Origin of the sequence: Photobacterium halotolerans DSM 18316, from assembly GCF_000425165.1 — a bacterium.
In the GTDB taxonomy this organism is placed as follows: Bacteria; Pseudomonadota; Gammaproteobacteria; order Enterobacterales; family Vibrionaceae; genus Photobacterium; species Photobacterium halotolerans.
Genome location: NZ_KE384326.1, coordinates 1 through 24,994, shown reverse-complemented (window position 1 = coordinate 24,994; position 24,994 = coordinate 1). Strand labels below are relative to the sequence as shown.

24 protein-coding genes are annotated in these 24,994 nt (G+C 50.3%); 8 read left to right on the top strand and 16 right to left on the bottom strand.

Annotation, left to right across the window (positions count from 1 at the left end; all coding sequences use genetic code 11):
• Positions 1–27: 27 nt before the first annotated feature.
• The 9 genes from H511_RS23945 to ltnD form a co-directional block, all read right to left on the bottom strand.
• A complete protein-coding gene (locus tag H511_RS23945; RefSeq protein WP_051288363.1) occupies positions 28–1,092 on the bottom strand; it encodes an ABC transporter substrate-binding protein in 1,065 nt (354 codons plus the stop codon).
• Positions 1,089–2,522, bottom strand: coding sequence for a sensor histidine kinase (locus H511_RS0122000; protein WP_027254291.1), 1,434 nt, complete (start codon positions 2,520–2,522; stop codon positions 1,089–1,091). Before H511_RS0122000 ends, H511_RS23945 begins: the two co-directional genes overlap by 4 nt.
• Positions 2,519–3,187 carry a response regulator transcription factor gene (locus H511_RS0121995; protein ID WP_027254290.1) on the bottom strand — a complete coding sequence of 223 codons (669 nt, stop codon included), beginning with the start codon at positions 3,185–3,187 and terminating at the stop codon, positions 2,519–2,521. Before H511_RS0121995 ends, H511_RS0122000 begins: the two co-directional genes overlap by 4 nt.
• A 417-nt stretch (positions 3,188–3,604) precedes the next feature.
• Positions 3,605–5,101 (bottom strand): GntP family permease, encoded by a 1,497-nt coding sequence (locus tag H511_RS0121990; RefSeq protein WP_027254289.1) that lies wholly within the window; start codon positions 5,099–5,101, stop codon positions 3,605–3,607.
• Positions 5,101–6,066, bottom strand: a complete 966-nt coding sequence (gene denD / locus H511_RS0121985) for a D-erythronate dehydrogenase (RefSeq protein WP_027254288.1) — start codon at positions 6,064–6,066, stop codon at positions 5,101–5,103. The genes H511_RS0121990 and denD overlap by 1 nt, the downstream gene beginning before the upstream one ends.
• Positions 6,067–6,167: 101 nt before the next feature.
• Positions 6,168–6,944: a 2-oxo-tetronate isomerase gene (gene otnI, locus H511_RS0121980; RefSeq protein WP_027254287.1), complete on the bottom strand. Its 777-nt coding sequence runs from the start codon at positions 6,942–6,944 to the stop codon at positions 6,168–6,170.
• On the bottom strand, positions 6,944–7,576 hold the full coding sequence (otnC, locus tag H511_RS0121975) for a 3-oxo-tetronate 4-phosphate decarboxylase (protein WP_027254286.1): 633 nt from the start codon (positions 7,574–7,576) through the stop codon (positions 6,944–6,946). The genes otnI and otnC overlap by 1 nt, the downstream gene beginning before the upstream one ends.
• Positions 7,569–8,828: a 3-oxo-tetronate kinase gene (otnK, locus tag H511_RS0121970; RefSeq protein ID WP_027254285.1), complete on the bottom strand. Its 1,260-nt coding sequence runs from the start codon at positions 8,826–8,828 to the stop codon at positions 7,569–7,571. Before otnK ends, otnC begins: the two co-directional genes overlap by 8 nt.
• Positions 8,829–8,830: 2 nt before the next feature.
• Complete coding sequence (gene ltnD, locus H511_RS0121965; protein ID WP_027254284.1) at positions 8,831–9,730, bottom strand: L-threonate dehydrogenase; 900 nt, start codon at positions 9,728–9,730, stop codon at positions 8,831–8,833.
• A 283-nt stretch (positions 9,731–10,013) separates the two neighbouring features.
• On the opposite strand from ltnD, the gene H511_RS0121960 reads away from it, so the two are divergent.
• Positions 10,014–10,772 carry a DeoR/GlpR family DNA-binding transcription regulator gene (locus H511_RS0121960; protein ID WP_027254283.1) on the top strand — a complete coding sequence of 253 codons (759 nt, stop codon included), beginning with the start codon at positions 10,014–10,016 and terminating at the stop codon, positions 10,770–10,772.
• Positions 10,773–10,880: 108 nt separating this feature from the next.
• Entirely contained in the window at positions 10,881–11,705 is an 825-nt protein-coding gene (locus tag H511_RS0121955; RefSeq protein WP_027254282.1) for an AraC family transcriptional regulator, read from the top strand.
• Positions 11,706–11,814: 109 nt separating this feature from the next.
• On the opposite strand, the gene H511_RS0121950 is transcribed toward H511_RS0121955, so the two are convergent.
• The 4 genes from H511_RS0121950 to H511_RS0121935 form a co-directional block, all read right to left on the bottom strand.
• Entirely contained in the window at positions 11,815–12,036 is a 222-nt protein-coding gene (locus H511_RS0121950; RefSeq protein ID WP_027254281.1) for a hypothetical protein, read from the bottom strand.
• A gap of 143 nt (positions 12,037–12,179) precedes the next feature.
• Positions 12,180–14,153: an LTA synthase family protein gene (locus H511_RS0121945; protein ID WP_036760241.1), complete on the bottom strand. Its 1,974-nt coding sequence runs from the start codon at positions 14,151–14,153 to the stop codon at positions 12,180–12,182.
• A 36-nt stretch (positions 14,154–14,189) separates the two neighbouring features.
• Entirely contained in the window at positions 14,190–14,558 is a 369-nt protein-coding gene (locus H511_RS0121940; RefSeq protein ID WP_027254279.1) for a diacylglycerol kinase, read from the bottom strand.
• 260 nt (positions 14,559–14,818) lie between these two features.
• Positions 14,819–15,268 carry an Lrp/AsnC family transcriptional regulator gene (locus H511_RS0121935; protein ID WP_027254278.1) on the bottom strand — a complete coding sequence of 150 codons (450 nt, stop codon included), beginning with the start codon at positions 15,266–15,268 and terminating at the stop codon, positions 14,819–14,821.
• A gap of 180 nt (positions 15,269–15,448) precedes the next feature.
• Between H511_RS0121935 and H511_RS0121930 the strand changes: the two genes are divergently transcribed.
• Positions 15,449–16,378 (top strand): DMT family transporter, encoded by a 930-nt coding sequence (locus H511_RS0121930; protein ID WP_248616640.1) that lies wholly within the window; start codon positions 15,449–15,451, stop codon positions 16,376–16,378.
• Positions 16,379–16,392: 14 nt separating this feature from the next.
• On the opposite strand, the gene H511_RS0121925 is transcribed toward H511_RS0121930, so the two are convergent.
• The 3 genes from H511_RS0121925 to H511_RS0121915 form a co-directional block, all read right to left on the bottom strand.
• Positions 16,393–16,599 (bottom strand): DUF3283 family protein, encoded by a 207-nt coding sequence (locus H511_RS0121925; protein WP_027254276.1) that lies wholly within the window; start codon positions 16,597–16,599, stop codon positions 16,393–16,395.
• A 135-nt stretch (positions 16,600–16,734) separates the two neighbouring features.
• Positions 16,735–17,379, bottom strand: a complete 645-nt coding sequence (locus H511_RS0121920) for a hypothetical protein (RefSeq protein WP_155804998.1) — start codon at positions 17,377–17,379, stop codon at positions 16,735–16,737.
• A gap of 145 nt (positions 17,380–17,524) precedes the next feature.
• Positions 17,525–18,040 (bottom strand): outer membrane beta-barrel protein, encoded by a 516-nt coding sequence (locus H511_RS0121915; protein WP_027254274.1) that lies wholly within the window; start codon positions 18,038–18,040, stop codon positions 17,525–17,527.
• Between the two features lie 574 nt (positions 18,041–18,614).
• Between H511_RS0121915 and H511_RS23940 the strand changes: the two genes are divergently transcribed.
• The 5 genes from H511_RS23940 to H511_RS0121885 form a co-directional block, all read left to right on the top strand.
• On the top strand, positions 18,615–18,785 hold the full coding sequence (locus tag H511_RS23940) for a XapX domain-containing protein (protein WP_036760236.1): 171 nt from the start codon (positions 18,615–18,617) through the stop codon (positions 18,783–18,785).
• Positions 18,786–18,818: 33 nt separating this feature from the next.
• Positions 18,819–19,529: a purine-nucleoside phosphorylase gene (deoD, locus tag H511_RS0121905; protein WP_027254273.1), complete on the top strand. Its 711-nt coding sequence runs from the start codon at positions 18,819–18,821 to the stop codon at positions 19,527–19,529.
• A gap of 296 nt (positions 19,530–19,825) precedes the next feature.
• A complete protein-coding gene (locus tag H511_RS0121900; RefSeq protein ID WP_027254272.1) occupies positions 19,826–21,304 on the top strand; it encodes a lactate dehydrogenase in 1,479 nt (492 codons plus the stop codon).
• 154 nt (positions 21,305–21,458) lie between these two features.
• On the top strand, positions 21,459–24,212 hold the full coding sequence (locus tag H511_RS0121895; protein ID WP_248616639.1) for an ATP-binding protein: 2,754 nt from the start codon (positions 21,459–21,461) through the stop codon (positions 24,210–24,212).
• Positions 24,213–24,488: 276 nt separating this feature from the next.
• On the top strand, positions 24,489–24,994 hold a 506-nt coding region (locus tag H511_RS0121885; RefSeq protein ID WP_027254269.1), incomplete at its 3' end, for a transaldolase family protein.

The following is a 24,994-nucleotide window of genomic DNA, read 5'->3' as shown; positions in this document are numbered from 1 at the left end:
GCAGCGAAAGGAAGGAGTTGTTATGTGTTAGTCGTAATTTTTGAGGGCGTTTTCCCACTCAGTGATCACTATCTCTTTTTTACTCTTGTCAGCAAACACCAATAGCCGTACGTCCAAAGGCAGCGGCTTTAACTGGTCTGCAAACTCTTGTCTCATGTATTGCGCAGACTTCTCTCCCGTCACATCCAATCGGATAGGTGGCATGTTAGTCTGTTCTGCCATCACCCATTGACCCGGTGAGGAGAGCAGGTAACTGATAAACTGCTTCGCGTGCTCCGTGTTTTGGGTTGTGCGGTTGATGAATGCGGTGCGCAGAATAACCGGTGTGTAATCTTCCATCGGCACCACCACAATATCGTCGTGTAACTTCTGCCAACTGTTGGCATAAGAACCGACGACCTGGTAGGACATGGCAATTTGCCCCTCGCTCAATGCCCGGAGCATGCTGCGCGTACTGTCAAAGGTACGAGCATAGTGATAGTTAAATAACTCCAGGAATTGACCATAATTACGCGCTTGTTGACGTTCAAAGGACCACAATAAATAGCCAATCCCCACTTTTCTTATATCAAACAACCCGATACGCCCCATCAGTTCATCGCTGTGCTGACGGATAAAACCGAGTAACTCAGTACGATTGGTGGGTACCTCTTTGTCTTGTACAAACGCTTTATTAAATACCACAACAGCAGGCTCGAAGCTGAATCCAAACAAAGCGCTTCTCCATTGACTCCAGACAGGAAACGGGCTGTGTTCTGATGTCCCCTGGTCAAGAAATTGAACCGGTTCTGAGGCATAACCATCATTGACCAAACGTAATTGCAAATGCATCACCGAACTGATTGTAATATCAGGCTGAGGTTCGGCCCCGGAACGGATATGACTATCTAGTTCCTCGCTGCTCATCCAACGGTACTGCACATTAATGTTCGGGTTTCGCATCGAGAAATCATCCAATAGCGGTTTCATTTCCGATAAATACGCCGCACCAAATACCCTTAAGGTGACAGGCACACTTTTGGTTGGTTTTGCATTCACAAGCGCGCTCGCAATAAACACACACACCCAAATGATGCCCTTAACTACCGTCATTCAGCCTCCTGCCATGTTTTGTAAGGAAACTGAATATCAACTGTCAGACCGTTTGGAATGGTGTCTTTAAGCACAAGCAGAGCCCGGCAATGCGCAGCGACGTCCGCGGCGATACTCATACCAAGTCCTGTCCCCGTTTGTTCACCGCCGGCAAGCCGGTGGAAACGTTCAAACACCAAAGGTTTATCTTTATCTGCGATCCCCGGACCAAAATCCCGGATCACGATACTGGCTTTCGAACCTCGGCGAACCACTTCCACCTCGACTGGCTTGCCGTTTGGCGAGTATTTGATCGCGTTCTCGATAAGATTTAACAACATTTGTTCGACGCCAAATGCATCCCCAACAATCGAAAACTGAGCCTCTTGCTGCAGGCTTAATTCAATGTCTCGTGACAATGCCTGTATGGCCAAAGAACGACACACTTTTTCAACTAATGCATTGATATGAATGGATTGCGGTTCGATACTGCGATATCGATGTTTAATGGTGGCTTGATTGAGTAATTGTTCAATCGTGCGTTCCAGCACATCGCACGCCTCCAGCACACGCGCCAAAGCGCGTTCCGTTTCAGCAGAGGTTTCGCGACTGTGCAGGAGCTCCACTTGCACCCGCATTCCCGCCAGTGGGGTTTTCAATTGATGTGCCGCTTCACTGGTGAAATTTTTCAGATTTGACAGCGTTTCGTCTAGCTGCCCCATAAAAATGTTGATGCTTTTAACCAAGTGACTGACTTCTTCCGGCACATTCAAATCGATCGGGGTCAGATCTACGTTCGAGCGCTTCATCATTTTCTGATTGAGCAATTTTACCGGTTTAAGTACCTGATAAATCAAAAGTACAATGACAATGAGGGTGCACAGAATCACTGCCGTGATCAATTTTAACGCGACTTCTGAAAGCTGGTGTTCCCACTCGGTGCGCGCTTCAGCGGTCTGTCCCACCAGCACCAGCACTTGTTGCGGGCCATTTCGCGTATAGATCACACGCCCCACCAGTGCAGCACGTAGGTATTCGCCACGAAACTTAAGATCAAAATACTCAGGTGACGTTTCCAACTGCATGGTATATGTCTGAATCTTATGGCGCACCGAGTCGTTAGCCAGTAATCCTTGATAACCGGTGACATACGCTTGCTGCTTGGTGGTAACCAGATAAAACACCTTATCGCGGGGAGCATCGGCGAGTCCGCTAAACGCAGAAAAAGGCATATCAACAGCCAGCTCCCCGCCTTCAAGTCGCACTTCCTCTAATATTTGCAATGCAGAATTGGCCAATGGCCGGTCAAATGTACTTTGGGCTGTTTCAAACGCAAAACGCTTTACAACCATCAACGCGAGCAGGCCGATAACCAAGAGTAAACCCGCTGAGCAGACCAGGAGCTGAAAACGCAGCGACCGAGTCGAAAACCGAAATGGAACGGCAATCATGGCTTTTTCACAGACAGAACGTATCCCAGCCCGCGCAGCGTTTTTATTTCGACACGACTTGCACTGAGCGATTTACGTAACCGGCCGACATACGTTTCAATGGCGTTCTGATTGGGGGGATTATCATAACCATACAAATGATCGATGATTTCATCTTTACTTAAAACACGGTTAGGGTGACTCACAAACACTTCGAGCAGACGATATTCCCGGTTTTTTAAGTCAATCTCCTGCCCTTGGACTAGCACACGGGCACTTGCGGCATCAAAAGAGATATCACCAATCTCTATCACGTTATGATCATTGCCTTGACTACGGCGCACTATAGAGCGACAGCGGGCTTCCAGCTCCCCCAAATCAAAAGGCTTTGTTAAATAGTCATCAGCTCCTAAGTCGAGCAGTTCAATCCGGTCGAACACTTCATTGCGAGCGGTTAAAATGAGGATCGGCGTATTGCCGTGCTGACGAATTTTTTTGGTGATCGCCTCTCCCGAACGGTTAGGCAAATTAAGATCCAGAATCACGAGATCATACTTTGTGTGTGCAACTAACGAATACGCAACTTGCCCATCATAGGCGGTGTCCACACCATGGCCTAAGTCTTTAAAACGCTGCTCGAGGGCTTCACTGATCAGTCTGTCATCTTCTACAATCAAAACTCTCATCGTATCACCGCCTACCTGCCTGTTTACTCACGATGAGTACCTGGAAATACTACCTGTATCTTTTACATACATTAAATTGACGCATTCACAGCAATAGATTTGCATTATGAATCTTTCCCAATTTCCAACCCTCAAGGCTCTATATTACCTGATTAATGGTGAATCCAAATGCCACACTTAACAAGCCATTTACAACATGCGCGAAAGCTGGATCACAATCATGAGCTATCAATGCACTTTATATGTGTCTGATTTTTACCCGTCATCATTGAATTCAAAACTGAAGATCACAAACGGGCGAGATCGGTCTCTTGCCACCTGACGGATTTGCCTGCTTCACAGAGCAAAAAAAAGCCCCCGTAACCGGGGGCTGAAACGTAAAGAGATACGTCAAAAACACATCATATAATTGCTTGATTAATTACTGGCAGCGACCTCTGCTACAGGTTTACTTTGCGACTTTACGAAGTAGATGCAACCTGCCAGGAACAGCAGTGGCATAACCGGATCGAACACGCTGCCCTGGCTGCCGAAAATCAGGTTCAGGATCATCACCAGTGAACCGCCGATTGACCAGGCAATGGTCGTCGGCACCGTCCAGATCACCAGTTGTTTACGCACTTCGGTCACGCCCATCAGACGGTTCACGATATGGAACAGGCTGTCGTTGAAGTAACCGGCAAACAAGCTACCCATAGTGGCGGCAGACGCAGCAAACAGCATGTTGATGCCTTCCATTTCAGCCAGTACTGGTGCAGAGATAGAGGCTGCGGTGATCATGGACACCGTACCGCTGCCCTGAATCACACGCACCAGTGTCGCGATGATGAAGGGGATCATGATAGGTGAAATGGACAGTGCCGCAATCTGGTTGGCAATTTCAGTACCCGCGCCAGACTCACGCAATACGCTGCCCAGCGCACCACCGGCACCGGTTACCAGCAGGATAATACCTGAGGTAGAAATCCCTTCTTCCAGCTTGCGGGTGGTGGTTTCTTTGTCCAGGTACGGTGTCAGGGTATACACCGCCAGCAGCGTACTGATAGACAAGGCAATCACAGGGTGACCGACAAAGTTGATCACCGCGCCCAGCGCGCTTTCCGACAGACCGTCAAAGCCCAGTTGTTTTTCCAGCAGGCTGGCCAGCGATTTCACCAGGATCAGCAGAATCGGCACCGCAATCGGCATGATGGACTTGGTCAGTGAAGGCAGATTTTTGGTGGCTTTAGACGCCATGTACTCGTCATGCACTTGCTTCAGATCATCAGATTCCTGCGGCAGAGAAACAGGTGTCGCGTATTCCGGGAAATGCTTTTCCAACCAGCGGGCGTACATCACAATGCCGTAGATAGACGGCAGTGCAATCACCAGACCCAGACCCAGCATAGAGGCAATATCAACACCGAAAATACTGGCGACGCCCAGCGGGCCGGGTGTCGGCGGAATACAGTGGTGCGCCACAACCAGACCACCAGCCAGGGCAACAGTCAGTGTCAGAATGGAACGGCCGGAGGTTTTAGACAGTGACTTGGCAATCGGATACAGGATGATCAGTGCGCTGTCGACGAACACAGGGATACTGACGATATAACCGGTAATCGCCAGTGCCATCTCTTCTTTCTTCTTACCCAGCCACTTGATGAAGTGATAGGCAATGGATTCACCGGCACCGGAGGTTTCCAGAATGGCGCCCATCATGACACCCAGACCAATCACGATACCAATACCGCCCAACGTGCCACCGAACCCATTGCTGATCGCCGCCATAGTGTCATCGACACTCAGCCCGCCGATCAAACCGGCAATACAGGCCGCAGCCAGCATCGCGATCAAGACGTGAACACGGGTTCTCAGCACCAGGAAAATCAGGACAAAAACCGCAATAATTAAGCCTATAACAGAAATGGGTAACATTAGATCGCCTCCTCTTCGCGTACCGGATACTTAGCTAAATACGCCTGAAGTACCGACTGGAAATCCTTATCCGCTTTAAAACCCAGCGTCAGTTCTGACGCATTATTGAACGCTTTCGGCCAGCTGCCGACGATACGGGCAACCGCGGCATCCGCGTCATAGCTCACACGCTCAGCAAACCCTGTTCCCACTGTCTCTGTCATCGCAGCAATCATCTCAGCAGGCGTGACCTGAATACCGGGCAGGTTAAAGGTGCGATAACCCTTGATGGCTTCAGCCGGTAACTGGCTGGCATGGATAATGTTATCGATCACTGTCTCCGGGCTGGAAATCCACAGCGGCAGCGTTGGCTCAACCGGACAGTTTGACGTTTCGCCTTTCAGCGGCTCACGGATGATCCCGCTAACAAAAGACGATGCCGCTTTGTTCGGCGCGCCAGGGCGAATACAGATGGTCGGCAGGCGCACAGTGATGGCATCAACAAAGCCTTTGCGGCCGAAGTCATTAACCAGCAGCTCACCGATGGCTTTTTGCGTACCGTAAGAGGAACTTGGCTGAGTCGCCGTCATGGGTTCGATCAGATCCGGCAGTTCGCCACCGAACACAGCCAGTGAACTGGAGAACACGAAGCGGATCGCCGGATTCACCTGACGGCATTTTTCCAGCAATAGCTGTGTGGCCAGCAAATTCACTTTCATGCCAAGATCGAAATCTTCTTCAGCATGGCTCGACACAATCGCCGCCAGATGAAAAACATGGGTGGTGTCGGCATCGATCAGCGAATCGATATCAGCCGGGTGAGTAATGTCGCCCACCACCGCGCTGACACGGCTGTCGAACTGGCTCATATCCGGCGCGATGCGATCCACTATCTTGATGCGCTCGATATTGTCATAACGTTGTAGCAGGGTGTCGGTAAGCATAGCTCCTAAAAAGCCTGCCCCGCCTGTAATAATTATTTTCATAGGGGATGTCCTTACTCTCTTCTATCTAGTCTTAAGTCTGTTGACGAAATTGTTGATGTCTGTTTTCGTTTACAAACAGGTCCGTTTATAAATAGCTCCGTTTACAGATAAGGTGCTACCCAGCTCAGGCCTTCTACTGTGCCTTGTCGCGGGTTGTACTCACACCCAATCCAATCCTGATAACCCGACTTGTCCAGCTCGCCGAACAGGAAGGGGTAATTCACTTCACCCTCGTAGGGTTCATTACGGCTTGGTACCGATGCTATCTGCACATGGCCGATGTAATCTGCAACCTCATTGATCAGAACAGACAGATCACCGTCCATGATTTGCGCGTGATACACATCGAACTGCAGTTTCACATTCGGTCGGTCGATGGCTTTGATCAGCTCAACAGCGTCACGCTGATGGGCCACAAAATAGTTCGGCACATCACGGCTGTTCAGCGGCTCAATCATCACGCAGATACCGTGAGCAGCACAGCGATCAGCGGCATAGCGCAGATTACGGATAAAGGTTTCTCTGTGCGCTTCCAGCGTGAAGTCAGGGCTGAGGATACCTGCCATGGCATGTACCTTCTTACAGCTCAGGGCCTGCGCGTAGTGAAGAGCGACTTCAACACTTTGCTCAAATTCTTCGATGCGATCCGGCAGGGCCGCGATACCGCGCTCGCCGGCCGCCCAGTCGCCCGGCGGCATATTAAAGAGCGCCTGCTCAAGCTGATGTGAACTGAGCTGCTCAGCCAGCAGACCGGCCTCATAGTCATAAGGAAACAGAAACTCGACCGCTTTAAAACCGGCTTTGCTGGCCTGACTGAAACGCTCGATAAAGGGCACTTCGGTAAACAGCATGGTGAGGTTGGCAGCAAATCTGGCCATTATTTTCCTCTCCCTTTCAGGTCGCTGACTTCTGCATCTGTCAGGTAACGAATGGCTTTGCCGTCGAGCATCAATGCCAGTTTAGCGGTTTCTTCCAGCTCTTCGGCGTTGTCCACCGCATCACGCAGATCGGTACCGGTAATGACCGGGCCGTGATTGGCCAGCAGAAATGCCCGGTAGTCGGCCGCACGATTGGCCAGTTCAGTCGCAATTTGCGGGTCGCCCGGCCGCAGATACGGGATCACCGGCAGCTGACCGACCCGCATCACGTAATACGGTGTGAAAGGTTTAATTGCATTGTCAGGGTCCAGTCCTTCCAGACACGACAGGGCCGTCAGGTAAGTGGAGTGCAAATGCACAATGGCGTTACAATCCGGGCTGTTGCGGTAAATCGCCAGATGGAATGCAATTTCTTTTGAAGGGCGATCACCCGACAAATGATTGCCGTCGATATCCACCACCGACAAACGCTCAGCCACCAAACGTCCGAAGGAAGAGCCTGTTGGCGTAGTCAGAAAATTGCCGTCAGGGAGTTTTAGAGACAGGTTCCCTGCCCCACCGGTGGCATAGCCCCGCTCAAACATCGAACGGGCAAGCGTCACCATGTCTTCTCTTAACGCTTGTTCAGTCATGGAAAAATCCTTGTGCAGTCGTAAAAAATGATTCGTCACCAAAGTTGCCCGATTTCAGCGCCAGCGACAGATCCTGATCGATCGCTGTCACCCAAGGCACACCCGGTGCGATTTGCGGGCCGATATGAAAACCTTTCACACCAAGACTCTGGGTCACAACCCCGGATGTTTCGCCACCAGCAACAATAAAGTTACGGACACCCTGTTCGCGCAACCGGTGTGCCAGCTGGCTGAAGAACTGCTCAACGGCGTGGCTGGATGCCTGCGCACCGTATTCAGCCTGTATCACTTTGAGCATCTCAGGATTGGCGGTCGCAAACACCATAGGGGCATACTCACCGTCCAGGTTGTCCATCACCCAGTCACACACGGCATTGCCGTAATTGTCATCGGTCAGGCAGGCCTTGACATCCAACGCAAAGTGCGGCGCAACACGCTGATACTGTCCCACCTGCTTATTGGTCATCACGGAACACGACCCCGACAGCACGACGGTTTTTCCGGCTTGCGGATGACCGGCTGACAGTGCTGCAGCCTGCTCGGACTGCGCGGTCACCCAGTTTCGGGCGATGCCGACAGCCAGCCCTGAGCCGCCAGTGACCAATTTGAGGTGTTTGCAGGCCTCGCCGATAGTCACCAGATGCTGATCGTTGAGCGTATCAAGCACGGCGTACTGCACGCCCTGAGCTTGCAGCTGGTCAAAGGCCGTCACGACAGCGTCTGTTCCTTTATCAAGCGTCTGGTAATCCACCAGCCCGCTCACGCCCTGCGCCTGGGCATTCATCAGGCGCATCAGGTTGGCATCCGTCATGGGGGTCACAGGGTGATGACGCATGCCGGATTCGCTCAGCAGCTCTCCGTTGACAAACAGGTTGCCGTGGCAGACGGTTCGGCCATTGACCGGAAGCGATGGACAAATCACAGTGAAAGATTCATTCAGCTCCGCCAGTAACGCATCGGTGACCGGTCCGATATTGCCGTCGGCTGTGCTGTCAAAGGTGGAACAGTATTTGAAGTAAAACTGCTGACAACCGGCGGCCTGCAGCCAGCGCAATGCCGCCACAGAATCTTCAACCGCTTGATCCACAGGGCAGGAGCGGGATTTCAGGCTGACGACCACAGCATCGGCGTCTGCACTCAGCGAGTCGGCAGGCACGCCGTTGAGCTGAACGGTCTTCATGCCGTTGGCAACCAGAAAACCTGCGATGTCGGTGGCGCCGGTAAAATCGTCGGCGATGACTCCGAGTAACATAATTAACGCTCCTTTTTCGGCAGTTCGATGCCTGAGAAAATTTTGATGACAGCGCTGTCGTCTTCTTTACCAAAGCCGGCATTACTGGCCTCGGTAAACATATTGAGCGCGGTACTGGCAAGCGGCAGCGGGAAGTGCATCGCTTTCGCGCTGTCGGCCACTAAACCCAGGTCTTTGACAAAAATATCAACCATAGAGGTCGGGGTGTAATCCCCCTCCACCACATGCTTCATGCGGTTTTCAAACATCCAGGAATTACCGGCCGCGTTGGTGACCACGTCGTACATCAGATCCAACGGAATATCAGCACGGGCTGCCATCGCCATGGCTTCGGCTCCCACTGCAATGTGAACGCCGGCCAGCAACTGGTGAATAATCTTCACCGTCGAGCCTTTACCAATCTCCGGCCCCACGTTGTAGACTTTGGCCGCAACCGCATTCAACACAGGTTCCAGCTGGTCAAACACACCCGCTTCGCCGGATGCCATTACCGTCAGATCGCCGCTGGCCGCTTTTACAGCACCGCCCGACACAGGGGCATCCAGCATGCGTAAGTCGTAGTGTGTCAGTCCGGCTTCGATAGCTTTCGCGTCATCGGCAGAGATAGTGGCACACACCATCACAGGCGTACCGGCTTTTAACGTTGCGGCCAGCCCCGAATCAAACAGCACAGATTTCACCTGCTGCGCATTGACCACCAGCACAATCACAGCATCAAGCTGAGCCGCAAAATCCGTGCATTGGTGGGACGTGCCCTTTGCACCCGCATCAGCCAGTTCCAGACGGGCCGCATCGCTCAGATCAATACCGTAGACATCAAACCCGGCCCGGATACAGGACTTTGCCACGCCCATGCCCATAGAACCCAGTCCGATGATGGCTACAGAATGCATGTCACTCATTATGCAGACCCCTTTTGTTATATTTTGTGAATTAATGTTCATGTTTGTGATTCTAGGTGCTGACCCAGGATCATTCTGCCGAGTTCGTCACAAAAATTAACACCAACAAACACCTCCGATCTGATCTGTCCGGTGAAAAAACCCGTCAGTTCGTACCTAGTTCATAAAAATCAGCATGTTATATTTCACACATTCTCACCATGACTAACAAAATTTCACACCCGCGCCGCGTTAACGTGTTAGACTTGATGCCGTTATTGATCAGTGTGAGCGAAAAACCCCTATGATTCCTGCTGAACGTCAACGCGCCATCCTGGCCTTATTAGGAAACCAACAAGTCATCAGCATCAGTGAGCTGACCCAGCATCTGGATGTGTCACACATGACCATCCGCCGCGATATTGCCAAGCTGGAGGCCGATGGTCGGGTGATGTCCGTTTCAGGGGGGGTGCAGTTGTCAGAATCGATTCACATCGAACTGCCCCACGACGATAAAATCGCGCAGCAGCGGGACGAAAAAGCCAGGATCGGGCAGCATGCGGCCAGCTATATCAAGCCACACAGTACGATTTATCTGGATGCAGGCACCACAACACTGGAAATCGCCCACCAGTTGCACCACAGGGATGATCTGACGGTGATCACCAATGATTTCGCTATCGCCGCGTATCTGATGGCGCATTCGGATTGCATGCTTTATCACACCGGCGGGAAAGTGGATCGCCATAACCAATCGTGTGTGGGAGACAAAGCGGTATCCCTGTTAAGAGAAATGAATGTCGATATGGCGTTTATCTCATCATCATCCTGGAATCAGCGCGGGATATCGACCCCCAGCGAAGACAAAGTGACAGTGAAACGGGCTATCGTGGCGGCAGCCAAAACCAATTATCTGGTCACAGACGCGTCAAAATACGGCAAAGTCGCCACCTTCCATGCGCTCGACATCAGCAGTTTTGACAAGGTTATCACTGACAAAACCCTGTCAGAAAGCAGCCTGCATGATTTCGCAGAAAAAGGCATAGCGGTAGACAGGGTTTAGGCAGCCTTGCTCGCACAGGCAGGTAACAAAAAGACAATGTCGTACAAAACAGTCAGCGGGTAATTGAGATAAAGTACCGGGTAACACCGGGTATTCAAAGGCAGGATAATGGGCAGGCAGAAAGCGAAGATCACATACGGGCATGTGGATGAATTGGATGGCCTGGAATATCTGAGCGCCGATTATATTGAACAGACTTTCTCCCGCCACTCTCACGAAGGGTATTGTATTGGTGTGATCAGCGCAGGCGCCCAAGGTTTTTACCACAACGGCGCCGAGCACCTGGCCCCGCAAAACACCATTATTCTGGTCAACGCAGACGAGATTCACACTGGCTATTCCGCTACGGAAACGGGCTGGAGTTATCGCGCGCTGTATCCGTTACCCCGGCATTTTGAGCACATCAGTCAGGATCTAGGACAGCCTGAATACGGCGCGCCTTACTTTCGCCAGTCTGTAGTGAAAGATGATGAATTAGCCGCCAGTTTCCGTCATTTGTTCAATACGCTGGACCATTCTCAAGATACCCTGCTCAGGGAAACCCTGATCTATACCACACTGACGCAGCTGGTACTCAAGCATGGCGGTTCCCGGCTGGACATCAAACCCGCCAAGGGTTCAGCACACTCGCTGCATCTGGTGAAAGAATTTCTGGATGAATACCCGCAATGGCCGGTCAGCCTGACCGAACTGGCGGCGCTGGCCTGCATGACGCCTTTCAGTCTGGTGCGGGCCTTCAAACGCCAATTTGGTTTACCGCCGCACGCCTATCAGATACAGGCCAGGCTCCGACTGGCCAGACATATGCTCAAACGCGGACTCTCGATCAAAGATGCCGCCGCAGAGGCAGGGTTTCACGATCAGAGCCATTTTCACCGCCATTTCAAAAGCGCAATGGGCATCACACCCGGTCACTATATGAAGCACCTGTAGACGCTGTCTGAGCTGCCGCTTGACCCTGATCTTTTCTCAACTCACGCTATCGTCGCAGCACGCGACACATTCCGCGAACAGGAAGAGCAGTCTCTCAGTCCGGCGGCAGCTATGGCAATTTCTCTATATCTTCCTTAATCTGATAACCCTTGTCGGTAACTATCTTTTCCAGTACCGACAGCCGCTCTCTGAGTTCGGTCATTTCCGCTCGCAAAGCGTCGGCTTCCTGGCTGGCAAGACGATCCCTGTCCTTCTGTTTCGCCTGCAGGCGAAGGTATTGCTGGACAATAAGCGCACCAAAAATGATGGCAATAATCCAAACCGCTGTCATGTATTTACCCCGCGCTTAATGGCAGATAGCTCGTATGGTCAGCGTAGCACCAATTTGATGCTCAGCCGTAGTCGCCCATTCAGCCCTTGTGACGCACAATCACCAAAAAGAAAAAGCCGCCTGTTCAACGGCGGCTCTGTCATTTAGTGGTTCACTGCCATCGCTTGCAGTTGATCCGTCTGCGGCGGCAGACGATAACGCCCTTCTCTGTAGAGTTTGCCACCCAGCAAGGCATGGGCCAGCGCACGCTGGGATTCCTGCTCAGAAATCCCCGAAGGCGTCACGGTCTGGTTGGTAAAATCGTACTGGTATCCAATCGGATCTTTACCCGGCTGCAGCACGACCAGTTTATCTCTGGTCAGATAACCGAAGTTCTTATCAAACTGCATCATTGCCCGCTGGTATTCCGGCGCGATTGCTTTGGTCAAGTCATGGCCAATCATAGGCGATGTATTATCGGCACCGATCAGCGACAGCAGCGTCGGGGCCATATCAATGTTGCTGGCCAGGCGGTCGTCCTGACGAGGCGGAATATCCCCGCCCAGAATGAGCGCCGGAATGTGGAAGCGGTCAACCGGAACCGGTACATTCCCTTCGGCACGGGCATCATGGTCGGCAATGACAATGAAAACCGTGTCTTTCCAGTATTCAGATTGCCTGGCTTTGGCGAAAAACTCGCCTAAGGCTTTATCGGAATACTTCACCGCATTATTGCGGGTATGCTCAGGGTGTTCATACAACTCGATTTCACCATCGGGGAATTCGTACGGTGAGTGGTTACTGCTGGTGAACACCAGACTGAAGAAAGGCTGACCGGTTTGATGCAGCTGAGTAAACTGTTTGTCTGCCATCTGATACAAGTCCTGATCTGAAGCGCCCCAGGAGCCGACAAACTTAGGATTAACGAAATCAGGCAAATCAACAATATCTTCAAAGCCATTGCCCAGGAAGAAAGACTTCATATTGTCAAAATGGCTTTCCCCGCCATAGATAAACTGGGTGTGGTATCCCTGACGGCCCAGCAACTCGGCAATGGTATAAAACCCTGTCTGGCTTTTACTTAACTTCACAACCGCACGGGACGGGGTTGGCGTAAAGCCGGTTGTCATGGCTTCAATACCCCGCACTGAGCGCGTTCCGGTGGCATACATCTGCGTAAAGTTCCAGCCTTCCTGCATCAGAGCATCCAGGTTCGGCGTGAGCGGCAGGCCGCCTAATCCGCCGACAAAACGTGCGCCCAAACTTTCCTGAAGCAGGATCACCAGATTTTTCTTACCTTCAACGGTTGGCAGATTGGTATTCAGCGTGGGAATATCGCCGGGCATGAAACTTTCCGGGCGGCCAGAAGACGCACGCACGGTTGCAATAATGTCCTCCAGCGGCATTGTTCCGTAAAACTCTTCCGCACTCTTTTCTGAGGCCATGTTCCTGGCAGCAAAAATGACAGAATAAGAGGAGTTCAGGGTCAGATCGTTCAACAGCGGATCGGTAGAAAACGCCACCATGGCCGGATTCAGCGGCCGGTGCTGGAAGGTTGAACGCGCGCCCATCACACCCAGAGCCACGACCAAAATAGCCAGCACAGGACGCCAGTACCAGCGAGGCGCATTCAGATCACGCACCGCATAGCCACTGAGCAACCAGCCAAGGCACAGGGTGAATACCGAACCAATCAGCCCGACAGCCAGTTCCAGCTTATACCCCACCCACAACATGCTGAAGACTTCTTTCGGATAAATCAGGTATTCAATGAACAGGCGGTTCGGGCGCAAATTATATTCACTGATAAAACTTGGGGTCGCCAGTTCCATGTAAACCAGAATCCACAAACCTGCCACCAGCCATAGCCGGAGAATGAACAACCATATCTGACCCAAAAGGCCTTGGGTTGGTAACAGTGCCAGTAACAGCGAAGGAAGAATCAACAGCCAGCACAGCGTAGAGACATCCACTCTGATACCTTGTAACAGGATCGAAGCCCAGTCTTGCCAACCGGTAATGTGGTCAAGCTGCCAGAGGGTGAGCACAACGCGGGACACACTGAGCAGAATAAGCGACAGCAGAGCAAACAGGACGATGGGAAACATCACCCCGGTTATAGCTTTAAGTTTTTGCATTACAAAGAGATCCAAATATTTGGTATCACCGAAGGATTACCAAAACAGCTTGAGGATGATCGCCAGCCAGATGCCGCCGGCCAGCAGCAGAGAAATAAATACCGCCGCAGATCCGATGTCTTTCGCGCGGCCACTCAACTCATGAAACTCACTGCCAATTCGGTCTACCACAGCCTCAATCGCTGAATTGAGCAGCTCAACGATCACAACCAGAAATAAACTGGCAACGAGCAAAATGTGCTCGATAAAGTTAACAGGCAGGAAAAATGAAATGGTGGTCAGTACGACAAGCAGAATAATTTCCTGCCTGATGGCTGCCTCATGCTGCCAGGCGGCTTTCAGTCCCTGTAGCGAATAACCCGCCGCTTTTACGATACGTACCAACCCAGTATTACCCGGTTTCATAGTGTTCCTTGCTTAGTCATTAAGACGGCCGAAAATAGTGAAAGATTACTCTGCCGACAATAGGAAAAATCTCAGTTTTGATGTTGCTCCCGCTTACAAGCAATCAAGTATTTCAATCTGTGAGGTTAAGCACTTTTTTGTCACCATCAATTCAGAAAAAACCTCTGACTCAAGATTAAAAATACAGTATGACTCGCATTTCTTAAGAAAAACTTAAGAAACGCGAATAAAATATTGACATTGTTGACTGAAAAGCATTGCTAAATGGGTAGCTGCTGACCGGTTTTGACCGTTCGGATAGCCAGGTTAGTATGAATATCTTTTACCATGGTCAGGGTCTGTAGTTTGCGGATGAAGGCTTCGTAATGGGGTAAATCTCTGGCGACCACTTCTAATAAATAATCATGTGCTCCGGATATGACATGCGCGCTGATCACCTCAGGCATACCTGACATCACCTGTTCAAACTCATCAATGGGTTGATCCCTGTGATTATTCAGGCTGACATTGACAAAAAAGGTCATCATCAATCCCAGTTTCTGTCTGTCCAGAGTGGCCTGGTATCCCGCGATAATGCCATCTGATTCCAGTTTCTTTATCCGCCTGGCACAAGGTGACACCGACAGGCCAACCTTATCGGCAATCTCAGCGGTGCTTTGACGTGCATCGCGCTGTATTTCAGTCAGAATCTGCTTATCTTTTTTATCCATCACGCCCGTATCCCGTCTCTTTGTTACTCGTCACTAAGGACAAGTTAGTAAAATAAATCACCAATTTAAATAAAATTGGAAAAATTCACCAATATAGAAGAAATGGGTAGTTAAGTTTGCCAACTATTATCGCGTGCTTTTGCGGATACTGAAGTCACTTCAATCGCAAGGAATATGCTGATGCAAAAGAACACGCCCGCTATGCTGACCGGACTGTTAGCCATGACGGTCACTTTACTGATCTGGTCCGGTTTTTTCATTTCCCTGCGGGCCTCCAGCCAGTCAGATCTGACGATCGCTGATATTGCCCTGATTCGCTTTGTTCCCGCCGCCCTGCTGTTTGGCTGGCTGTGCCGGCATAAAGCCAGGCACATTTTTCAGACCCCAAAGCGATACTTAGCGCTGATATGCTGGGGAGCCGGGCTACCCTACCTGCTTCTGGCCGGATACGGTTTACATTATGTGCCTGTTGCAGATGGTGCTTCCTTAATACCGGGCATATTGCCGCTTCTTGTATCGGGTATTGCCGTCATCTGCTTTCGCGAACCTTTGTCACCAATGCGTCGGACCGGTTTAGCGTTTATCGCATTAGGCGTGGTGTGCTTTGTCGCCAAGTCGCTGGCGGGCGGGCAGCCCGGCATGCTGACTGGCTATGCCATTTTATTACTGGCGAGTTTTAGCTGGGCCTGGTTTACCATAGCGATGCGGGTCTCTGGCCTGTCAGCAACAGAAGGGGCAGCGGTGATTGCAATATCAGGATGTGGTCTGCTACTGGCTGGCTTTCTCAGCCAGACAATGACGTTTAATTTGCTGTCGGTGGACACTCAGGAAGTGATGTACCATTTTCTGGTTCAGGGGGTCGGGGTAGGGATAGTTTCCAGCCTGTGTTATACCTTAGCCATTTCACGGCTGGGGGCTGAAATGAGTGCCGCGCTGGGTGCTTTTACGCCGGTTCTAGCGGCACTGATGGCGATTCCACTCTTTTCCGAACCCCTCACCGGGCAAACGATGATCGCTATGGCGTTGATTGTGATCGGCGCGCTCACGACCAGCGAAGTCATGCCGATCCCCATCAACAGAAGTAAGACAGTGAAAAAAGCCATGCGTTAAATTGAGGCGCTGTGTCAGACCATGCCCATCTGGTTTTTGTATTTCTCAACAGCTTTTTCATAGAAAGCACGTTCGTCATCATCAGAAATGCTTTCCGCCTGATTAAGGAACACTTCAGGCCCGGCTTTGCCGTTTTTTAACTGCCAAACAGCGTAAGCCGCCTGCTTATCAAGTTCAATACGGTTTTTCTCGGAAGCCGATAACAAAGAAAGATTATGCATGGTTTTCCTTACAATTAGAGAGTCAACGCTTGGGTCTGGTGATCTGGCGACATAGTAACGAATTCAGCGTTAAAGTGAAGACCTGCTCACCTCCCCCCGTTAGCCTCAAGGTGCAGGGTATCTGTCTGCCTCAGGTCAAAAACCCAGGTGAGATGTCACCACCCAGGTAAATACAACCACGATCATCGCGATTAAAGTCACACTGAGGATAGGGTTCAGAGTACGTCGACTGGGGTGACGTATCGCATCTATGACGCTGGGCTCATCGCGGTTCCTGTCCGGTTGTGAAAACTGGTGAAAAGAGGTTTGCGCTGTGCTGATACAATCCTGTTCTCCGTCTATCACCTGGGCATCAAACCATCTGTGCCTGTCGACAAGACGTTCAGCAGGTACATTTCGCGGTGAACCAAATCGTCCGGTTCTGGGTTCAATGATACTGATCACCAAGAGTTGTTTTGACTCGCCCCACACCCAGCAGGGAAGATAATTACCCTGAATATCAACGCGGCACGGAAAAGGATAAGTGTCATTTTTCAATAATTGGGAAACTGGCATGCCCGGAGACTGCAGCGCCTGCTGCGCATTTTCAAGCCAGGGAGCGATGGCATCTCTGAAAATATTCTGTCGCAACGGTAACAAGCGAGACAGACCGCGCAAAATGAACGCCTGGCAATCCGGCCGTATCTGATATGTTTGCCAGTAATCCTGCACCGGACCCAATTCCGACAACGCCAGAAAAACAGCCCGACTGGTTTTCTCATATCGTTCAAAATTGGTCATGAATGCCTCCGCCGCAATCGGGCGTTGCTTATCCTGGCTGATCACCGGATAAACAACCCCATAAACAGAACACAATACGGGTTGCAGACACAACAGGTGTTGATCTCACTACTGTTTTTGCGCTGAATGCAGCATTCAGTGACGGCTACAATCCGAGTCCTACACTCAACAGGATAACGTTACTGTCAACATCTCCCATATCCCGGTATTCATAGCCGAGTGTCAAATCCAGCAAAGGTATAATACCTAACACAAAACCGGCCCCGCCGGCAAATCCCCAGCCATCATCTTTGTGTGTCACACCGGATAATTTACGATCAACGTCGTAATAGTTAGTACCGGCTCTGGCATAAACACTACCCACCAACAGTGGAATATCGGCCTGAAGTGTCAGCGGCACAGAGGTATAATCAATATCATTTTTTGCCGATGACAGCTTTGAGTCCACTTCCGCGCTACCAATGGCTAACCCGGCATTGACACTAAAAATACTGGTCACCTGATAAGACGCATTGACCCCGTATTCATAGCCATAATCAGAGTTACCGTCATACTCCAGACGGGATGCACCTGCATTGGCCCCGACAGATAAACCTAAAATGTCAGCGCTGGCTGGCAGGCTTAACACTGCAAGCGCCGCTGATAGCATCAATTTCTTCATGTTAACGTTCCTTCGTAGCAAAAAAGTGAAAACTGTCGTTGCAGACTGTGCCCAATTAATCAATAGTCCATATCCTTATTTTCGCCAACTAAACACAGCTTAAAAACAAACAGATACTTATCTCTGCCTGTGTTTTTCTTTCCTGTCTCACACACCTGAGATCATCACGCAAAGCAATGATATCGATTACATCCATTTTTTCCCGTTTCCTGTGTTAAACAATCTAATCCTGCTTCTCAAAAGTAAGAATAATTCACACAAGGTGCTGTTATATCAATATTTATACTGAAAAAATCAGCTTTATTCACCATGTTGAATAACTCAGTACCACAATAAAACGCAAACGATTAACCTCCTGTTTTCAACAGATTTAGTAAATAACTCTGGATCGACGGCTGAACAATCAATAAAATGTGACCAACTTCAAAAGTTGCTCTTGGTAACTTCACTAGACTGGCTCCCTGATTCAGCAACAGTTCTTAACTGGCTCTCATTGAGTTTCTGCCACTACTGTGCTGATGTTTTTTTTCAGATAAGACGTACCACTTGAGTACGACATACAGAGGGTAAACACATGAACGAGATTCTGCTTGCAACTATTGCAGGAGTCGTTGTCGGTCTCTTCTTCAGTGCAGTAAAACTGCCACTACCCGCGCCGCCAGTGCTGTCTGGCATCATGGGGATTGTGGGTGTTTACCTCGGTGGTATGGCATACCAAGCAGTGGTTGAACGTTTCTTCTCGTAATTTTTTTAACGAATAACTTGTCAGGAGTCCGCTATGGCTACCCCGCATATCAATGCCGAATTTGGTGATTTCGCAGAAACAGTACTGATGCCAGGTGACCCGCTGCGTGCGAAACTGATCGCAGAAACGTATCTGGAAGATGCCAAAGAAGTCTGCAATGTACGCAACATGTTTGGATACACAGGCACCTATAAAGGTAAGAAAGTGTCTGTAATGGGCCATGGTATGGGTATCCCGTCCTGCTCTATCTATGTTCATGAGCTCATCAAAGACTTTGGTGTAAAGAACGTCATCCGTATCGGCAGCTGCGGTACAGTGAGCGATGACATCAAACTGATGGATATCGTGATCGCTATGGGTGCGTCTACCGACTCCAAAGTGAACCGCATCCGTTTTAACAACCATGACTTTGCCGCCATTGCCGATTTCCACCTGCTGGAAACCGCGGTAAACCAGGCGCGTGAGCAAAACGTGCCGGTTCGTGTCGGCAATGTGTTCTCTGCCGATTTGTTCTACAGCCCTGAAGCAGATCTGTTCGATAAGATGAACAAGCTGAATATTCTGGGTGTCGACATGGAAGCCGCCGGTATCTACGGTGTTGCAGCAGAGCTGGGTGCGAAAGCGCTGACCATTCTGACCGTGTCTGACCACATTACCCGTGGCGAGCACCTGAGTTCTGAAGATCGTCAGAAATCATTCCACTCTATGATGCAAGTGGCGCTGGAAACAGCGATCACTATCTGATGCATCTGATCCGGCCTGTATGTGACAGGCCGGATTACGTATTTAAGGCCGGCGCCAGTGCTCCGCCTTAGTAAAGGATTAGTCAGCTCAATCAGGGGATTTGCCTGTCGCAGCTCAAAAATTGGTAAAATGTGGCGTCTTACACAATTTGAAGCGGGTTTACCCGGGCGACAATGCGATGCCTGGCAGTTTGGGCCAACTAATGGGTGTCGGGTCATCGTATGCAGTAATGACTCGGCACCTTTTTCCGGACAGGTTTTTGGTATCGTCCGTACACGAGGAGGGTGGCAAGCATGATGACAGATCAAAAACGCGCTGCAACCTTGCCGCCAGCCAGCGGGCACTGGCAGTTGAATCATTGCAAAACCGTGCATTGCCAAAACTTTGGCTCCCGTAATCCAGACGACTATATCATTCAGAGGACCAATCCAAACCGTCCTGCCTTCATTTGCAAAGAATGCGGCGCTTTTCCTCCTCTTATCAGCAATCAGAATGTCATCGCAGAATGGCGTTACCTGAAATTACAGCAAAGTAACGGCTTACCCGCCTGTAATAATCTGGACTGTGACAATCTGGGGCTGCCCGTACTGACACATCGCCACCTGTATCATGCCTTTGGTTACAGTGGTGATCGTCAGCGTTATCGCTGCAAAAGCTGTCAGGCAACGTTTGTCGACAGATGGTCCGGCTTTAATCCCAAACACCAGGTTCAGCAAAAGCTGCTCGCCCTGCTGTTTACCGGCCACCCCATCCGGGATATCTGCCGGCGGCTTGGCATGAATCCGAAAACCTTTTACGACCAGCTGAACCACATTGCCAGTCGCTGCCGTCGGCAACTCTCGGTCTTTGATACCCGGTTATTGCAAAACCGCTCACAGCTGGCATTGGCCTGTACACTCAGCCCGCTTCAGCCACATGCAGCTAATGGCGTTTACTGGATTGCCAGTTGCGAGGCCAATTCCGGCTATGTCCTCAGCCAGCACATTAACTATCACCCGGAGCAGGCAGGCACCCCCGATACGCTGCACGATCCTTACAGCCCCAATGCCCGCTTCCTTGCCAGACAGGAAAATAGCGTACCGGCAGCGTCGCAGGCTGCACCTCAGGGCTTGCTGGCGAAAGTCGATGCAAAATACCGCGAAGTGTTATCAAGACCACATCTGGAAGATCCAAGCAGTGATCAGTACATTGAGCATTTCCCGGCCAAAGGCAATCTGATCAGGCCTCAGTATGCGGTGTACGCGCATTTTTTACAGCTCAATGAACAAGTGAGTAATGACACGCAGCTCATGCTGTTCATGCCGCAGGAACCCCTGTTACGTTCAGCCTGCCTGTCTGTGTTTCTGAACAGAATCCGCTCCGGCACGATTGAACCTGTCTATGTGGAAGAAGATCCGGATTGGCCACTGGGCCATGCCGCTGGGCGTATCGACATCGTGTTACTGGGCTGGTGGCGTGACCGGTGGGCATTTACCCGGTTTGATCAGGTTGGTAAAGGCATCTGTCATTTAGGCGGCGAAAAAGATAATGAAGCCAGATGGTTACAACTTGCGACTCACCGCGAAGTCGATGAATATCAAGAGCGGTTTTATCAGCAATTTGCGCAGTTGGTTGATGAACCAAGAAGAAAAGCCAGGCCGGGCGGATTACTGCCTCTGCTGGACATTTACCGGGCCTGGCACAACCTGTGCCGGCAAGATCGCAGTGGCTTAACACCCGCCCAGCAATTGGGCATTATGACGTCGCCGTTAACATTAGAGCAATTGCTTAATTAATTCGGTAACCTTGTTTTTTTACTTAAAATACAGTAAAGAGCGCGCAAAAAAAGGTCATTTTTGTTAGCTCAGCCTCCCTTCGTCAATCACAATTTGGCATATAATCCTCAGTGCGTAACCTTTATTAACAAGTTACACAAAACACTGAGGTGATATGGTGATAAGGATAGTCCCCAATCGGATCAAACCCATTTTGCTGGTGAGTATGCTCGCGGTTGGCATTCTTCCTGCCTATATCTATGGCTGGATTAGCAGTGAGAAACTGAATGAGGTCGCGCTGGACAAAATTGCAGATGGCATTAATGCCCGAAATAATATCGTGGCCCGGAGTCTGGATCAGACACACACTCTGCGGCTGAAAAACCTGGATTTATTAAGTCACTCCCCTATTTTTTCCCACCCGCCTGAACAAATTGGCCAGTTTTTTCATAATTTCGGGCAAACCGACCCTTCCTTTGCGGCTATGCATCAGGTGCGTAAACAAGGCGGTCATTATTCTCTCAATGCGAGCTCAGCTGCAGAGTTAACCATTAATAATATTAATACCCCGAATTTAGAAGACATCGACAAAGCGCTGATCAGGAATAATACTTACATCTCCCGTCCCCAGATCAAAAAGGGAGAAGCCACTGTCTTTCTTGCCAAAAGAATCAAACACCAGCCTGATGGTTTCCTGCTGATTGAATACAAAATGGATGACATCAAGCAGCAGCTGAAACAATTAGGCAATGAAGTCGCCCCAGGCGACAATGTGTATCTGACCGATATTGACGGCAAGTTGCTACTCAGCAGTCGTACCACTGAACAGTCTCTGCATCATTTCAGGCAATTCTACCAAGCCAATTTAATAGCAGGATCAGGGTCAATGTCCTCCTTCGCACCGTTCATGTCCGGCATCAATAATTACCACGATGATGATGGCGAAGCGATGATTGCGGCAGTTGTGCCATCGCAGATCAAAGATGCTAAAGGCATGCCCGTCTGGTCGCTGATCACTGTCACCTCACAAGACAGCGCTATCAGTGTTATTGATGAGTTACACCATTTTTTCCTGCTGGCGCTGGCGATGATCAGTGTATTAATCCTCTTGCTTGCCATCGCCCTGACCAAGCGAATTACCGGTCCGATCGCCAAACTGACCCGTTTCGCCTCCCAGTTCCGTTTGGGGAATTATCAGCCCAACCCCTCTTTTGAAGGTCCGTATGAGTTCCAGTTACTCAATGACGCCCTTAATCAGGGAGCCGATAAAATTTCAGCTGATACTAAGCGGCTCAATCAGGCGCTGGAAAAAGCCAAAGCAGCAGACAAGGCCAAATCGGCATTCCTGGCTAATCTGTCTCACGAAATTCGCACGCCTATGAACGGGATGCTGGGTTTATCGCAATTATTATTGAAAACCAAATTGACGGCAGAACAAGAACATCACCTCAACACCCTGCTCGATTCGGGCAAGCACATGATGTCATTGCTGAACGATATTCTGGATTTCTCTAAAATAGAGCAAGGCAAGCTGAAACTGGATAAAACCCATTTCTGCTTTACTGACCTGGTCGGCACGATTGAAAGCACCTACTCGCCGCTGGCAAAAGAGAAAGGGCTGACATTGAATATTGATTGTGGCTTTGATCAGGAAACCTGGTTTTACGCAGACAAATCCCGTATTCGGCAGATCCTGTTTAACCTGACCAGTAATGCCATAAAATTCACCGACAAAGGCCATGTCAGAGTGCGTATGAGACGGGCACTGCTCACCGGAGGGCAACAACAGCAGTTGACGATTGTGGCCGAAGATACAGGCATTGGTATAACGCCGGAGCGAACAGCTCTCATCTTTGATCCATTTGCTCAGGCCGAAGTCTCTACCAGCCGGCGTTATGGCGGCACCGGCCTTGGATTGAGTATTGTCAAACAGCTGGCAGAATTAATGGACGGCAATGTCGAGCTCACCAGCGAGCCTGGTGTTGGGACATCTGTTACCGTCAACCTGTGTCTTGATACGGGGATCCCTCAGGAAGAGTTCATCGAAAACATCGAGATCGACAAAGAGGCCTTTGCCGGTCTGCACGTACTGGTTGTTGAAGATAATCACCTCAACGTCCTGATCATGGAAAGTTTTCTTCAGCAATGGGGATTTCATACCTACACCGTGGAAAACGGTCTGCAAGCATTAGAAATGATGCAGCGCCAACCCTGCGATCTGATTCTGATGGATAATCATATGCCGGTGATGGACGGCCTGGAATCGACCCGGCGAATCCGTGCCCTGGCCGAACCTTACTGCATTGTCCCGATTTTCGCTTGCACCGCCGATGCGTTTGAGGAAACACAGCAAAATATGCTGGATGCCGGGGGCGACTGTGTTATCACCAAACCGCTCGATGAACGAAAGTTACTGGATGCACTCCAACGCTTTCGCCACCGTATTGACTACATGGCCTATCTGCGCCACCAAACCTTACAACAACCCGATTTTCGGGAGCCATCTCTCCTGAACAACACTTTATCGCCTCTTAACCAAGGCGAGTTACCGTTAAATCATGCAGTATTCGATTTAAATCAAATCACTCAGATAGATACGGAAGAACTGCTGGAAATGCTTGATCATGACAAGGATATGATTGCGTATTTTCTCACTGTCTTTGCTGATGACCACCATGACTACGACCAGAAGATCCGCCATGCTATCCAGGAAAACGATTTAGAGCAGGCAATGTTACTCAGTCATACCCTGAAAGGGGCCTCTGCCAGCCTTTGTGCCAAGCAGGTCAGCCACAGCGCCAGAATAGTCGAGAAGCAACTGAAAGCGGCGCAGATCCCCTCGGACTCAGAGCTTGATGCGGTTTCACAAGCCTTATCAGCGCTTTGTGACGAGATTCGCAACCAGCAGCAAACTGTCGATATCGGCTAATCCTTTCAGGCTGATCAAACCAAAGAGATCAGCCTGAATGATCGCCATGACGCAGTTTCCCACATTCGCTTTATTCTTTGTAAGACTGCCGAAAGAATGTTTGGCAAAACCGCCCGAATTGGGCTTCGCGATTGACATCGACACAGAAAAATTTAATTATCGGGACATCAAATATTTTGCTTCGATCCATATGTTCAGAGCATTGAACCTGGCTTCAAAAGAACAGTCAACAGGCCAAACGTAACGTTTGCACAAACACAGCAAAGGACAAGAGATATGAGCACCAAACTGGAACAGCTGCGCGCACTTACTACTGTTGTTGCCGATACCGGCGACATCGAAGCGATTAAGAAATACCAACCGCAAGACGCCACCACCAACCCTTCCCTGATCCTGAAAGCCGCAGAAATTGAACAGTACGCACCGCTCATCGACGATGCGATTGCTTATGCCAAAGCGCAGAGCAGCGATAAAGCCCAGCAAATCGAAGACGCCGGTGACAAACTGGCGGTCAACATCGGTAAAGAAATCCTCAATGTGGTGCCGGGCCGTATCTCCACTGAAGTGGATGCCCGCCTGTCTTATGACACCGACGCCAGCGTGGCCAAAGCCCGCAAGCTGATCAAAATGTATAACGATGCCGGCATCAGCAACGACCGCATCCTGATCAAACTGGCTTCGACCTGGGAAGGGATCCGCGCGGCCGAAATCCTGGAAAAAGAAGGCATCAACTGTAACCTGACTCTGCTGTTCTCTTTTGCCCAGGCCCGTGCCTGTGCTGA

Excerpts from the sequence above, each read along its gene's own strand:
- ltnD (WP_027254284.1), bottom strand. The coding sequence starts at position 9,730 with ATGAGTGACATGCATTCTGTAGCCATCATCGGACTGGGTTCTATGGGC.
- deoD (WP_027254273.1), top strand. The coding sequence starts at position 18,819 with ATGGCTACCCCGCATATCAATGCCGAATTTGGTGATTTCGCAGAAACA.
- H511_RS0121915 (WP_027254274.1), bottom strand. The coding sequence starts at position 18,040 with ATGAAGAAATTGATGCTATCAGCGGCGCTTGCAGTGTTAAGCCTGCCA.
- H511_RS0121925 (WP_027254276.1), bottom strand. The coding sequence starts at position 16,599 with ATGCATAATCTTTCTTTGTTATCGGCTTCCGAGAAAAACCGTATTGAA.
- H511_RS0121950 (WP_027254281.1), bottom strand. The coding sequence starts at position 12,036 with ATGACAGCGGTTTGGATTATTGCCATCATTTTTGGTGCGCTTATTGTC.
- H511_RS23945 (WP_051288363.1), bottom strand. The coding sequence starts at position 1,092 with ATGACGGTAGTTAAGGGCATCATTTGGGTGTGTGTGTTTATTGCGAGC.
- H511_RS0121920 (WP_155804998.1), bottom strand. The coding sequence starts at position 17,379 with ATGACCAATTTTGAACGATATGAGAAAACCAGTCGGGCTGTTTTTCTG.
- H511_RS0121955 (WP_027254282.1), top strand. The coding sequence starts at position 10,881 with ATGGGCAGGCAGAAAGCGAAGATCACATACGGGCATGTGGATGAATTG.
- H511_RS0121945 (WP_036760241.1), bottom strand. The coding sequence starts at position 14,153 with ATGCAAAAACTTAAAGCTATAACCGGGGTGATGTTTCCCATCGTCCTG.
- H511_RS0121930 (WP_248616640.1), top strand. The coding sequence starts at position 15,449 with ATGCAAAAGAACACGCCCGCTATGCTGACCGGACTGTTAGCCATGACG.
- H511_RS0122000 (WP_027254291.1), bottom strand. The coding sequence starts at position 2,522 with ATGATTGCCGTTCCATTTCGGTTTTCGACTCGGTCGCTGCGTTTTCAG.
- otnK (WP_027254285.1), bottom strand. The coding sequence starts at position 8,828 with ATGTTACTCGGAGTCATCGCCGACGATTTTACCGGCGCCACCGACATC.
- H511_RS0121960 (WP_027254283.1), top strand. The coding sequence starts at position 10,014 with ATGATTCCTGCTGAACGTCAACGCGCCATCCTGGCCTTATTAGGAAAC.
- otnI (WP_027254287.1), bottom strand. The coding sequence starts at position 6,944 with ATGGCCAGATTTGCTGCCAACCTCACCATGCTGTTTACCGAAGTGCCC.
- H511_RS0121990 (WP_027254289.1), bottom strand. The coding sequence starts at position 5,101 with ATGTTACCCATTTCTGTTATAGGCTTAATTATTGCGGTTTTTGTCCTG.
- H511_RS0121935 (WP_027254278.1), bottom strand. The coding sequence starts at position 15,268 with ATGGATAAAAAAGATAAGCAGATTCTGACTGAAATACAGCGCGATGCA.
- otnC (WP_027254286.1), bottom strand. The coding sequence starts at position 7,576 with ATGACTGAACAAGCGTTAAGAGAAGACATGGTGACGCTTGCCCGTTCG.
- denD (WP_027254288.1), bottom strand. The coding sequence starts at position 6,066 with ATGAAAATAATTATTACAGGCGGGGCAGGCTTTTTAGGAGCTATGCTT.
- H511_RS0121995 (WP_027254290.1), bottom strand. The coding sequence starts at position 3,187 with ATGAGAGTTTTGATTGTAGAAGATGACAGACTGATCAGTGAAGCCCTC.
- H511_RS23940 (WP_036760236.1), top strand. The coding sequence starts at position 18,615 with ATGAACGAGATTCTGCTTGCAACTATTGCAGGAGTCGTTGTCGGTCTC.
- H511_RS0121940 (WP_027254279.1), bottom strand. The coding sequence starts at position 14,558 with ATGAAACCGGGTAATACTGGGTTGGTACGTATCGTAAAAGCGGCGGGT.
- H511_RS0121895 (WP_248616639.1), top strand. The coding sequence starts at position 21,459 with ATGGTGATAAGGATAGTCCCCAATCGGATCAAACCCATTTTGCTGGTG.
- H511_RS0121900 (WP_027254272.1), top strand. The coding sequence starts at position 19,826 with ATGACAGATCAAAAACGCGCTGCAACCTTGCCGCCAGCCAGCGGGCAC.